This is a genomic window from Myxococcus qinghaiensis (assembly GCF_024198215.1).
In the GTDB taxonomy this organism is placed as follows: domain Bacteria; phylum Myxococcota; class Myxococcia; order Myxococcales; family Myxococcaceae; genus Myxococcus; species Myxococcus qinghaiensis.
Genome location: NZ_JAKCFA010000022.1, coordinates 60,021 through 72,074, shown reverse-complemented (window position 1 = coordinate 72,074; position 12,054 = coordinate 60,021). Strand labels below are relative to the sequence as shown.

Below are 12,054 nucleotides of genomic sequence, written 5' to 3'. Positions count from 1 at the left end.
GCGAGGCCGGCTGGACAGCGCCCGGCGGATGTTTACGCTGGGCCATCCCGTCACCGAGGTCCCTCGCGTGAGCTCCCTGTTGCTTCGGCTGGTCTGTGGTCTGCTGTTCTCCGCGCTGGTGCTGGGGGCCGTCGTCCACCCTCCCGACAACCTCACGCAAGGACTGGGGATGATGCTCCCCGCGAGCATGTTGCTGGGCGTGGCCCTCAAGGGCCCCCGTCGCGGCATCATCCCGAAGAAGAAGGCCACCGCGCGCGTGCCGACGGCGCCCGAGCCTCCCGGCGTCTGAGTCGCCTCGGGCGCCCGCATGACGGTGTGAGTCACGCGCCGGGAAGGGCGCTCGCCGGCTCATCCCTCCGCCAGGCCTGAAGGCCTCTTCAGGGCCGCCACTCCATCTCGATATCCGCGCGCTCGTAGCCCGCCTCGCGCGACACCTCGTCGCCCAGGCGCGTCGTCACGAAGCCGTGCTTGCGGTACAGCCCCAGCGCGGGCGCCAGCTTCGTGTTCGAGACGAGGTACACGCGCCGCGCGCCCTTCTCGCGAGCGACGCGCAGCACCGCCTCCATCAGCACGTCACCCAGTCCATGTCCCCGCGCCTGGGGAGACACGGCCATCTTGCACAGCTCGAACGTGTCAGCGTCCTCGCGGCGCAGCGCGCAGGTGCCCAGCACCTGGCCGTCGACGAGGGCGAACAGCACCTCGCCGCCGGGAGCGACGAAGGTGCCGTGCGGGGCCGCGAAGGAGGCCAGGTCCTCCGGCTCCAGCCGGAAGTGCGTCTCAATCCACTCGCGATTGAGCCGCGCGAAGTCCTCGCGGAACCGCTCCTGGTAGGTCAGCACCTCGGCTGGCATGGCGCGAGGCTCAGCCCTTCTTCGCGGAGGGCTTGTTGAGGTGGGCGAAGAAGTCGTTGCCCTTGTCGTCCACCACGATGAAGGCCGGGAAGTCGACCACTTCAATCTTCCACACGGCCTCCATGCCCAGCTCCTCGTACTCCAGCACCTCCACCTTGGTGATGCAGTCCTTGGCCAGCCGCGCCGCGGGGCCACCGATGGAGCCCAGGTAGAAGCCGCCGTGCTTCTTGCACGCGTCGGTGACGGCCTGGGAGCGGTTGCCCTTGGCCAGCATCACGAAGCTGCCGCCCTCCGCCTGGAACTGGTCCACGTACGCGTCCATGCGCCCGGCCGTCGTCGGACCGAACGAGCCGGAGGCATAGCCCTCCGGCGTCTTCGCCGGGCCCGCGTAATAGACCATGCGGTCCTTCAGGTACTGCGGCATGCCCTCGCCCCTGTCCAGCCGCTCCTTGAGCTTGGCGTGGGCGATGTCGCGCGCCACCACCATGGGGCCGGTGAGCGACACGCGCGTCTTGATGGGGTAGCGCGACAGCTCCGCGCGCAGCTCGCTCATGGGGCGGTTGAGGTCCAGCTTCACCACCTCGCCGGCCAGGTCCGCCTCCGTCGGCTCCGGCAGGTACTTCGCCGGGTCCGCCTCCAGCTGCTCCAGGAAGACACCGTCGCGCGTAATCTTCCCGAGCACCTGTCGGTCCGCCGAGCACGACACGGCAATCGCCACCGGGCACGAGGCGCCGTGGCGCGGCAATCGGATGACGCGCACGTCGTGGCAGAAGTACTTGCCGCCGAACTGGGCGCCAATGCCCATGCGCTGCGTGAGCTTCAGCACCTCCTGCTCCAGCGCCACGTCGCGGAAGCCCCGGCCCAGCGCGTTGCCCTCGGTGGGCAGCGTGTCCAGGTAGCGCGCGGAGGCGTACTTGGCCGTCTTCAGCGCGAACTCCGCCGACGTGCCGCCCACGACGATGGCCAGGTGGTACGGCGGACACGCCGCGGTGCCCAGCGCGCGAATCTTCGCGTCGAGGAAGGCCAGCAGGCTCGTCGGATTGAGCAGCGCCTTCGTCTCCTGGAACAGGTAGCTCTTGTTGGCCGAGCCGCCGCCCTTGGCCATGAACAGGAACTTGTAGGCGTCACCGCCCGTCGCGTAGAGCTCGATTTGCGCGGGCAGGTTGTTGCCGGTGTTGGCCTCCTTGTACATGTCCAGCGCCGCCATCTGCGAGTAGCGCAGGTTGGACGTGCGATAGGTCTCGAAGACGCCGCGGGACAGGGCCTCCTCGTCGTGGCCGTCGGTGAGGACGTGCTGGCCCTTCTTGCCCATGATGATGGCGGTGCCCGTGTCCTGGCAGGACGGCAGCACGCCACCGGCGGCGATGTTGGCGTTCTTCAAGAGCTCCAGCGCGACGAAGCGGTCATTCGCGGAGGCCTCCGGGTCCTGGAGGATGGCCGCGAGCTGACCCAGGTGGCCGGGGCGCAACAGGTGCGCGATGTCCCGCATGGCCTCCCGGGTCAACAGGGTGAGCGCCTCGGGAGCCACCTGGAGGAAGGTGCGTCCGCCGGCCTCGAAGGTGGAGACGTGGTCCTTCGTGAGCAGCCGGTAGGGCGTCTCGTCCTTGCCCAGCGGAAGCATTTCCTGGAACTGGAAGTCGTTCATCGCGCGCGGCCTCTTCGGGGGAGTCTTCGGCGCCCAGGACTAGCGCCCTTGGCGGCGGGATGGGAGCCAAAAACGTGGAGGGGGCCACACGCAAGGGCCCTGTAGCGCCGGGACATGGGGTGAGGGGAGGGGGGCTGACGGTCGGATGGTGGTCAGCTCGCCCGGCTGACAACTCGCGACGGGCCCAGGTTGTGCGATGCTGTGAACCCCCGTGGCTTATTCCTCCGTACAAGCACTGTGGCTCTGCATCCTGGCCCTCATCGGCGCCACGGCGCGGGCGGCTGAACCCTCCACCGTCGAGCAGCGGGCCCGCGAGGACCTGGACCGCCAGCTCCAGGCCCTGGTCAAGACGCCTCCTCCGGAGGTCGTCATCACCTACGAGGGCCTGCCAGGAGAGGGCACCGCGCGGCCCTACAAGCTGCTGGAAGTGGACTTCATCCTCAACGGCCAGCCCCTGGCGGTGCCGGGGTTGGATGTCATCTCCGGCCCGGGCATCCATCGCCTCGCGGCGCTGAAGGTGGAGGAGGGCTCCTACACGCTGGTGTCGCGCGTCACCTATACGAACAGCGACTCGTGGAGCCTGTTCAGCGAGGAGAGTGGCTTCCTCTGGAAGATGACGGCCTCCGTCACGTTCCAGGCGCAGAAGGGGCTGCGGATGCGGGTGAAGGTGGTTCCCAGCATCAACCCCAACGCGCCCGACCCTCGGCTCAAGCTGAAGCTGTCTCACGATGTCTCGGCGGAGATGACCGCGCCGCTCGCGGACGCCACGCTGGGAGAAGGCCAGGACGCGGGCCCGCCGCCCGTCGCGGTGGCGCAGGTGCCGCCGCCCGTCACCGCGCCTCCCGTCACGTCCCCGCCTGTCACGGTGACGCAGGTGCCGCCGCCCACGAAGCCTCCCGACCCGGGGCCGGTGGCGCCGGGGAAGCTGATGCTGAAGGTGCTGGCGGGGAAGAAGCCCGTGGCCGCCACGGCGTACGTGCGAGGCGGCCGGGGCGCGCCGCAGCAGGTCCTCCTGGACAAGGCCGCGCGCAAGCCGGCGGCGGTGATGCTGCCTCCGGGTGAGTACACGGTGGACGTGCTCTCCAAGGGGTTCCTGGCCCAGACGCGTCAGGTGAAGGTGAGCCGCGAGCGCGAGGCCACGGTGGACTTCGTCCTGGCGCCCGCGCCGGCGAAGAAGGACCAGCAGGCGCAGGTGAAGGACGCGCGCGTGGAGCTGCCCACGCCTCCGGGCTTCGAGGAGAAGCAGGCCGCGCCGCGCAAGGGCTCCACCCAGGGCCTGGCCCTGCTGGTGGACATGATGGTGCGGGACGAGACGCTGCGCCTGCGCCTGGAAGGCCACACCGACAACCGCGAGGCACCGGCCCCTGCGCGACAGGCGCTCTCCGAGGCGCGCGCGAAGGCCGTCGCGGACCTGCTGGTGAAGGCGGGCCTGAGCCCGTCGCGCATCGACGCCTCCGGGCTGGGGGACACCCGTCCCAAGGCCCCCAACCTGATTCCGCGCGGGCGCGAGCTGAACCGCCGCGTGGATATCCTGCTGGTCCGGGGCAAGTAGCGGGCCCAGGCTCCTCGGCGCTCCTGACGTGTGCTTGGATGGGCCCTCATTTCAGGGGGAGCGTCCATGTCGTCCCAGGAGCCGGTGAAGAACGCGTATCTCGACCAGGTGCGGGAGCAGCAGCAACGCCTGGAGGTGGACCTGCGGGCCCGCAAGCAGATGGTGGCGCCCCCCATGGCGCAGGCGGCGCGTGCGTCCCGTTCGGCGCCGGCTCCGGGCGGTGGCGGTGGTGGTTCTTCGAGTCCGGGCAACGCGGTGGACGTGCGCATCACCGGCTTCTGGCGCTGGAAGACCGTCGTCGTTCCGCCCAATGCGTATGTCGTGCACACGCGCCGTGGACACGCGCAGCCGCTGACGCTCGGGCTGGGGGTGTCGTTCGGTTACGACCCGGCGAAGGACTCGTTCCTGGTGGTGCCGGGAGCGATGCAGACCATCCTCATCAACGCGCACTGCATCTGCCGCGAGCTGCAGGGCCTGCTGGTGCAGGGCTACGTGCAGTGGATCATCGAGGACTTCGGCACGGCCTACCGCAAGCTGGACTTCACCGACGTGGAGGACCCGATGCGCGTGGTGAACGTGCAGCTTCGCGAGCAGGCGGAGGCGGCCATCAAGGACAAGGTGGCCACCATGAGCATCGACGCGGTGCTGTCGGACAAGCAGCCCATCATCGAGGAGCTCACCGCCCGGCTGCGGCACGTGGCGGAGGGCGGCGGAGGCACCGACAAGGGCCTGGGGTTGCGCATCGTCACGGTGCAGATCAAGGAGGCGGTGGTCAGCTCCGCGCGCCTGTGGGAGAGCCTCCAGACGCCGTTCCGCGCCGAGCAGGAGCGCATCGCCCGGCTGGCCTCGCTGGGGAAGGAGGAGTCGCTGGCCCAGCGCGAGCTGGAGGTGGAGCAGACCCGCGAGCGCATGCGGCTGGAGAGCGATGGCGAGCTGTCCGCGCTGAGGGCGAGCAAGGACGCGCAGTCGTATGACCGCGAGCAGTCCGAGCGACTGCGGCGACAGCAGCGCGAGGAGGAGGACGCGCGCAGGCTGGCCACCGAGCGGCAGCAGACGGTGCTCCAGTCCGCGGAGCTGGAGAAGGTTCGGCTGGCCGGTGAGGCGGAGCTGGCGCGGCTGCGGCAGGAGGTGGAGGCGGCGAAGCTCAAGCGCACCGCGCTGGCGAGCGCGGACGCTCGCGACGTGGAGCGCGCCGCGGCCAACCGTCAGGCCCGCGTCGAGCTGGAGCATCTGGAGTTGCGCCAGCAGATCCTCAACGGCCTGAGCGCGTCCAACGTGCAGGCGCGCCTCGTGGAGCTGCTGCCTGCAATCGCGGAGAAGCTGCCGCATCCTCGTGAGCTGCGCTCGGTGTCCATCGGCGGCACTGGAGGCGTGCAGGACGGGCAGGGGCTGACGACGCTGGTGGCGCAGATGATGGCCCTGGTGAATGTCTTGAAGACGGAGCCCCCCGCGTCTCCAGTGGCCCGCGCCCCCAGCCCCACGCCGGACGTGGAGCACCCCACGCCGGACTGAAGTTCGTCCCCTCCGGCTCCCATCCTGTCTTCCTGATTTGCTATTATTTCAGGTTGGTCGGCTTTGGGAGCCGCCAGAGGGGGAGTCATGCGCAAGGTCTGTTTCGTGGGGTTGTGTTTCGGAGTGTCCGTCGTGCTCTCGGCGTGCGGGAGCGTCGAGCTGGAATCGGGAGGTGCTCCGGCAAGCACCGCCGATGCGTCCTTCGAGGAGTTCAAGGCGCGGGCGTACAAGGAGCCCGACTCGAACGTCCATGTCGTGCCGCCTGACCTGGCGTTCGATGGTGACGCGGCGCTGCGCGTGTACCACGACCGTTACGTGCGACAGGACGGACTGGGGACTCGCGAGGATGCGCTGGCCGTGGGGTGTCCCAATGGCGTCCTCGTCATGTGGAATTCGACCGAGGTGCGTGACCTGCGGTACTGCGTCAGCACGGCGTTCGGTTCACGCCAGGCCGCCGTCATCGCGGCGATGAACGGCGCGGCGGCGGACTGGGAAGCCATCGCGGGCGTGAACTTCATCCATGAGAGCTCGCTCGACGGGGCCTGCAGTGCCTCCCAGGCGGGCGTCGTCTTCGACGTCCGTCCGGTCAACTCGAGCGGAAGCTATCTGGCCCGCGCGTTCCTCCCGAATGCGTCCCGCTCCTCGCGCAATCTACTCATCGACACCACCGCGTTCGGGACCATCGCTCCACTCACCCTCAGGGGCCTCCTCCGGCACGAGCTGGGACATGTGCTGGGCTTCGTGCATGAGCCGGTCCTCAGCGGACTCTGCCCGAAGACCACGGGCGCATGCCTGCTGACGGACACCGGGGATACCAGCTCGGTGATGGTCAACTACGCGTGCAGCCGGCGGGTGGGAGACCTGGTGTTGAGCGCCCAGGACCAGACGGCGGCGGCGTTCCTGTATCCGCTGTGACGTGCCGAGCCCTTCGCGCGGTCAGCGTCCCGCGCGAGGGGCCTTCGTCGCGGGTGTCACGACATAGGCGCCCGTCTTCGCGACGACCGAGGTGCGCGGCACCTGGCGGCTCTCCTCGAACAAGGTGTACGCGGGCTGGAGGCTCTTCCAGAACGACACCCGCTCCGCGTCCGCGCCGGCCTGCTTCTCCAGCGCCGCCATCCCCGCCGCGTCGAGTCTGCGGGGGAAGATGTGGATGGGCGCGTCCCGCTTCGTCCGGGCGCGAGTGTCCAGCGCCATGAGGTACAGCTCCTCGATGGGCCTGTCCTCGATGGCGATGCAGCCGATGCTCACGCAGTTGCCGTGGACGAAGATGTTCCCGCCCAGCCGGACGCCCGGCTTCTGGTGGTGCTTGTCCGCCGCGTTGGGGTAGCTGACCCGCACGGAGAGGTGGAAGTTGCTCACCGGGTTGAAGAGGTCGAGCGTGTAGAAGCCCTCGGGCACCTGGAGATCGCCCTCGCGACGCTTGGGCCCCAGCTCTCCCGAGGCAGCGCAGAAGGGATACGTCTTCACCTTCACCAGCGGCCCGTCCTTGGGACCCGCCCAGACCTCCAGCTCCTGCTCGTGCTTGAAGGCCCGGACATAGAGCTGGTCCGTGGGCCAGGGTGTCCCGGCGGTGGCGAAGAGGGCCGTGACGTCCTTCATCCGCGACGCGCGCGCGGTGGCGACGCGGTCCCCCGCGTGGGCGCTCAAGGACAGGAGGGTGCCAAGGAGGCCGGCGACGAGTGCGAGGGAGGTCTTCATCGCGCGTTGGACTCCGGCGGGCCGCTCACCGTTCCAGGACATGTCGCTCCCTGCGAAGGGGACGCCAGCGATAGGCGCACTCCGTGAGGTGGAGCGCCGAGTCCAGCCGGGCTCCCGGGGCCAGGGGGCCCTCCTCGAAGTATTCGCAGTACAGCTCCACCGGGGTGCAGAAGCGGGCGTTCCACGGCTCGCGGTCGATGGTGAGCACGTAGACGAAGTCGCCCGAGACGCCGAGCGCGTCGTAGCACTCCACCAGCGGCTCGTGCAGGTCCGCAAGCCCCGTCCACACGCTGCCCGGCGGAGGACGCGTCTGGGGCCGGGTGTCGAACACGCCGACGAGGCGCCCACCGGGAAACGCCGCGTCCGGGTCCGCTGCGAGGGTGAGCAGCGCTCCCTCGCGAGCCATCACCATGTGCGCCTCGCCGAACTCGTGGAAGCGGAACTCATCCAGCGTATTGCCGATGCGGCGCATCACCGGGTCGTTCGTCTCGCTGCGCACGAAGTAGCCGCCACGACGCCACTCGCCGCGCGCGTTGCGGTAGCGCACCGCCGCCCGATAGCTCACCTGGTAGAAGCACACGCCCAACAGGGGAGACACGCCCTGGGGTCGCATGTCGCGCAGGGACGACATCAACACCTGCACCCACGCGGTGCCTCGATGAAGCTCCGGAACCAGCGGCGCGGGCAGCAGCCTTGCCAGGCGCTCCGCGTCCACCGCGTAGTTGAGCGACACGGCCTCCACCCAGTGCGTCTGCACCTGGGTGAGCCAGGGCACGGACGGGCACTCCTCCATGCCCGGGGGACTGGGGCTTGGGTCCTGGCTGCTCGCGAGCAGCAGGTGGGCCTCTCGGAGGGTTTCGTGTCCCAGCGGCGTGGGCACCCAGCGGCGGCGCTCCTCGCGGGCGAGGCCGGCCACGGCAATCGCACGCAGCGCCGCCGCGGGGTCCGTCACACCGGCCACGGTGAGGCGCGAGTGAAGCTCCGACTCGTCCAGTCCCCAAGGCTCGGTCGCGAGGGCCACCAGCGCGGCGAGCGACTCCGGCTTCATACCAGGCGAGCCTCGGGCGCCCGGGCCGCGAGTCTTCGCAATCGGGCGCGGTGGAGCGCGAGCCCGCCGCCGAACTGCACCGCGAACCAGAGCGCCGCCAGCAGGCTGAAGCCGTGCTCCGGCAAGCGCGTCATCACCAGGGAGACGACCGCGAAGAAGGCGGCCACCGTGAACCACACGCGGCCCATCAGCGCGCCCATCATCGAGAAGGCGGTGGCGAACAACACGCAGGCCACCGCGGGCATGAAGAGCCGGTCCAGGCCCAGCAGCCAGTTGATGAGGGCCACCAGCCCCATGCCGCCCATGAACGTGGTCCAGATGGCCCAGATCTGCCGCTCGACGAAGGAGCGGGCGCCCGCCGTCTGGCCGCGCTTGAGCAGGAAGATGGTGGAGATGTTGAAGGCGAGCACCCCGCACCAGAGGACGACGTAGGCGCCGGGTGTCCGGTCCCCTCGGTTCCAGAGCCACTGCGTGGTGGCGAACCCCGCGGCGTTGGTGAAGGCGTGGAGCATCCAGATGACGCCCCAGTTCTGGAGCGCCGAGTCGTCACGCGCCTGGGTCACGACGCGGCGGATGAGCTCCAGGGCCTGGTTCGCTTCTTCACGGTTCATCGTGCCGCGGAGTCTACGCGACCCCCGGCGAGGAAGGCGTCCAGTTCCTCCAAGGGGAGGCTCCTGGGCGGCGGGCTCTGGGCCATGGCCTCTCTCGCGGAGAGCGCCAGGGCTTTCGCCCGCTCGGGCTCGACGCCCGAAAGCCCGAGCGAGCGGGCGAGCGCGAAGCGAGTCGGCGCGAGCATGAAGGCACTGGCGCCTTCCTTCTCCCAGCCCTCCAGTGCCTGCTCCAGCAACGCGCGGGCCCCCGCGAGGTCTCCGCGCGCCAGCAGCACCTGCCCCAGCACGGAGCGAGCCTCCGCGACCTCTTCCGCGTCGGGTGGCGTCGCTTGTTCGCGCAGCTTCAGCCCTTCGCGGGCGGCGCGCTCGGCGTCCGGAAGCCGGGCCGCGCCGAGCAGGGCCTCCGCCCACCTGCACAGGGCGGTGGCCAGCTTGTCCTGAGCCCCCAGCTCGCGCAGCAAGGCCACCGCCTTGCGTGCCTCGTTGGCCGCGGGCTCGAAGCGACGCACCCGAAGGAGGACCTCCGCGACGCGCGTGGACAGCTCCCCGTGACGCACGCTGCGACGTCCATCGGACAGTGCGGCATCCAGCTCCCCTCGCGCGGCCTCCACGCGCGCGAGCGCCTCGGCCACCCGGCCCCGGCCCGCGAGCGCCAGGGCGAGGTGTCCCGCGATGAAAGCCCGGTCCGGGTGTCCAGGCGGGCGGCTGGCCTTGGCGAGGGCCCACGCGCGCTCCAGGGCCGCGTGCGCCTGCTCGAAGTGGCCGCGCGCGCCGTGCACCGCGCCGATGTTCGCATTCAGGTTCATGAGATAGCTGGCGGGCTGCCCCGCGCCATGGATGCGCTCGAAGAGCTGGATGCTCTCCTCGAAGGTCGCGAGCGCCTCGTCGAAGCGGCCCATCTTGACGAACGTGGAGGCGATGTTGTTCAGCGTCATGGCCACGAAGGGGTGCTCGCGTCCCACGTGCGTCACCAGCAAATCCCGGGTGCGCCGCTGGGTGGCCAGGGCTTCTTCGAGGCGGCCCAGGCCGCGCTGCGCGGTCCCGAGCGCGAGGAGCGCGTCGAGCAGGACGTAGGCGTCCTTGCCATGGGCGCGCTCACGCATGGCGATGCTCTTCTCGAGCAGGGGAGCGGCCTCCGCGTGGCGTCCCCGACGGGTAAGCACCATGCCTTGGGTGAAGGCGAGGTTGGACTCGAGCTGGTCGTCGCCACCGATGCGCTCCAAAAGCGACTGGGCCAGGTCGCTCCACAGGTCGGCCTGCTCCGGACGCTCCGCCAGCTCGCCCTCGACGTAGACCAGGTTCACCATCGCCTCGATGGCGTGCTCGTCATCCCGCCCCGCCTGGGAGGCCAGCGCGGCGCGCCGCAGCAGTCTCCCGGCCTCCTTCTCGTCGCGCTCATGGAGCCGGATGCGGCCCTGGGCGAGCAGCGCCTCCCCGAGCAGCGGTCTGTAGTTCGTCGCCAGGGCCTGGTTCTCCACGGTGAGCGCCAGCTCCAGGGCCTCCTTCCAGCGCCCGGCGTGGTCCCTCGCCTTCACGTCGGCGAGCAGCGCCTGGGCGGCGCGGACCCGCTCGCGCTCCTGGCCTCGCGTGGGCGGTGGCACGGGCCGGGCGAGCGCCTCCACGTCCGCGCAGCGGGAGGTGGGCACCAGTCCCCGCACCATTTGGAGCGCGTTCGACACCTCGCTGGCGCTGGCGGTGTTCAGCACGTCCACCATCGCGTGCAGCTCGCGCTTGCGGCGCTCCAGGCAATGCATGCGCAGGTCCATCGCCGCCTCGGATTGCTCATGGCGGACGTGGGTCGCCTCGCAGGCCTGGCGGTGGGCCTCCATCCACTGACTGGCGTAGCCATCCAGCGAGCGGACCAGCGTCGCATGCTGGGCCTCCGCGCCGGGCGCGCTGGTGGCGAGGAAGGCGTCGCGGAGCGCCAGCTTGCGAGTCGCGTCCCACACGCCCACGAGTCGCGAGGGGCTGTCCGCGCAAGGCTGGGGGCCTCGCGCCACGAAGAGGACGGTGATGGCCGCCGCCACGCCCAGGCCCGCCCCCAGCGCTCCGAGCCAGCGCGAGGTCCTGGGAAACGCCGCGCGCTCCAGCGCGGTGAGCAGCGCGTCCATGGAAGGGAAGCGGTCTTCCGGCGACGGCGAGAGGCCTCGCTGCACGGCGGTGAGCACCGCGCGGGGGACGGAGGCGCGCGTGAGGGCCTCCCGCTCGCCGGGCTTCGCGCCGTGCATCCCCTCGAAGAGCGCGACACAGAAGCTGAACTGGTCCGAGCGCGCATCCACGCGCCCTCCCACCAGTCCCTCGGGAGAGATGTAGCCCGGCGTGCCCGCGGCGGCCGTGCTTACGATGCCGGGAGTGCCCGGTCCGACGGCGAGTGGCTCGGACGTTCCAGGGGATGACGCGGTGGACTCCACGCGGGCGGCGAGGCGGGCCAGGCCGAAGTCGGTCACCTTCACGCGGCCCGCGCGGTCGACCAGGACGTTGTCCGGCTTGAAGTCGCGGTGGATGACGCCCGCGGCGTGCGCGGCGGCGAGGCCTCGGCCCGCCTGGAGGTACAGGCGCAACACGCCCCGCCAGTCAGGCCGCGTGGTGGCGAGGTGCTGGCGCAGCGTGCCGCCTTCCACCAGCTCCATCGCGATGAACACCCGGTCATCGACCCTGCCCACGTCGTGCACGGCGACGACGGCGGGGTGCTGGGTGCGCGCGGCGGCGCGGGCCTCGCTCAGGATTCGGTCGGTGGAGTCCACCACGCCCGGTGCGGCGTGCACCAGCTTGAGTCCGATGCGGCGGTCGATGCTGGGGTCATAGGCCGCGTACACCACGCCCATGCCACCGGCCCCGATTCGCTCCAGCACGACGTAGCGTCCCAGCAGCGTGCCTCGCTCCAGCGCGGCCATGGGTGGCCCCTTCGCTGTGACGGTGTCCTCCACCAGGGTGGAGGGCGTGGGCGAAGGCTCCTGGCGTGGCGAAGGGGTGGACGGCGCGCGCGCGAGGAGGAAGCCCGCGAGCTGGGCCTGGCAGGCGGCACAGCCATCCAGGTGGGCCTCCGCGCGTGCGCGCAGCTCCCGGGAGGCCACGCCATCCGCGAGGTCGAGGAGCTGGGGTTCGTCGAGGCACCGCGAGTCGTTTGACGGAGCCAT

The 12,054-nt window shown here is 70.5% G+C and carries 10 protein-coding genes; 4 read left to right on the top strand and 6 right to left on the bottom strand.

The window, feature by feature from the left end; genetic code table 11:
* Positions 1–67: 67 nt before the first annotated feature.
* On the top strand, positions 68–289 hold the full coding sequence (locus LZ199_RS34000) for a hypothetical protein (RefSeq protein ID WP_253997922.1): 222 nt from the start codon (positions 68–70) through the stop codon (positions 287–289).
* A gap of 88 nt (positions 290–377) precedes the next feature.
* Here the strand turns inward: LZ199_RS34000 and LZ199_RS33995 are convergent, their stop codons facing one another.
* Both LZ199_RS33995 and LZ199_RS33990 read right to left on the bottom strand, forming a co-directional pair.
* The gene (locus LZ199_RS33995; RefSeq protein WP_253997921.1) at positions 378–851 is read right to left on the bottom strand and encodes a GNAT family N-acetyltransferase; all 474 of its coding nucleotides are present in this window, start codon (positions 849–851) and stop codon (positions 378–380) included.
* A 10-nt stretch (positions 852–861) separates the two neighbouring features.
* Complete coding sequence (locus LZ199_RS33990) at positions 862–2,496, bottom strand: fumarate hydratase (RefSeq protein ID WP_253997920.1); 1,635 nt, start codon at positions 2,494–2,496, stop codon at positions 862–864.
* Between the two features lie 211 nt (positions 2,497–2,707).
* Here LZ199_RS33990 and LZ199_RS33985 point away from each other — a divergent pair, with 211 nt between their 5' ends.
* From LZ199_RS33985 to LZ199_RS33975, 3 genes are all read left to right on the top strand, one after another.
* Positions 2,708–4,048, top strand: coding sequence for an OmpA family protein (locus tag LZ199_RS33985; RefSeq protein WP_253997919.1), 1,341 nt, complete (start codon positions 2,708–2,710; stop codon positions 4,046–4,048).
* 66 nt (positions 4,049–4,114) lie between these two features.
* Positions 4,115–5,560, top strand: a complete 1,446-nt coding sequence (locus tag LZ199_RS33980) for an SPFH domain-containing protein (protein ID WP_253997918.1) — start codon at positions 4,115–4,117, stop codon at positions 5,558–5,560.
* Between the two features lie 87 nt (positions 5,561–5,647).
* Positions 5,648–6,475 carry a zinc metalloprotease gene (locus LZ199_RS33975; RefSeq protein WP_253997917.1) on the top strand — a complete coding sequence of 276 codons (828 nt, stop codon included), beginning with the start codon at positions 5,648–5,650 and terminating at the stop codon, positions 6,473–6,475.
* Between the two features lie 21 nt (positions 6,476–6,496).
* Here the strand turns inward: LZ199_RS33975 and LZ199_RS33970 are convergent, their stop codons facing one another.
* Genes LZ199_RS33970 through LZ199_RS33955 form a run of 4 tightly spaced genes read right to left on the bottom strand, consistent with a single transcriptional unit; the run spans position 6,497 to position 12,054 of the window.
* Entirely contained in the window at positions 6,497–7,258 is a 762-nt protein-coding gene (locus LZ199_RS33970) for a L,D-transpeptidase family protein (RefSeq protein WP_253997916.1), read from the bottom strand.
* A gap of 25 nt (positions 7,259–7,283) precedes the next feature.
* Entirely contained in the window at positions 7,284–8,306 is a 1,023-nt protein-coding gene (locus tag LZ199_RS33965; protein ID WP_253997915.1) for a DUF2071 domain-containing protein, read from the bottom strand.
* Positions 8,303–8,917, bottom strand: a complete 615-nt coding sequence (locus LZ199_RS33960; protein WP_253997914.1) for a hypothetical protein — start codon at positions 8,915–8,917, stop codon at positions 8,303–8,305. The genes LZ199_RS33965 and LZ199_RS33960 overlap by 4 nt, the downstream gene beginning before the upstream one ends.
* Positions 8,914–12,054 carry a protein kinase domain-containing protein gene (locus LZ199_RS33955; RefSeq protein WP_253997913.1) on the bottom strand — a complete coding sequence of 1,047 codons (3,141 nt, stop codon included), beginning with the start codon at positions 12,052–12,054 and terminating at the stop codon, positions 8,914–8,916. The genes LZ199_RS33960 and LZ199_RS33955 overlap by 4 nt, the downstream gene beginning before the upstream one ends.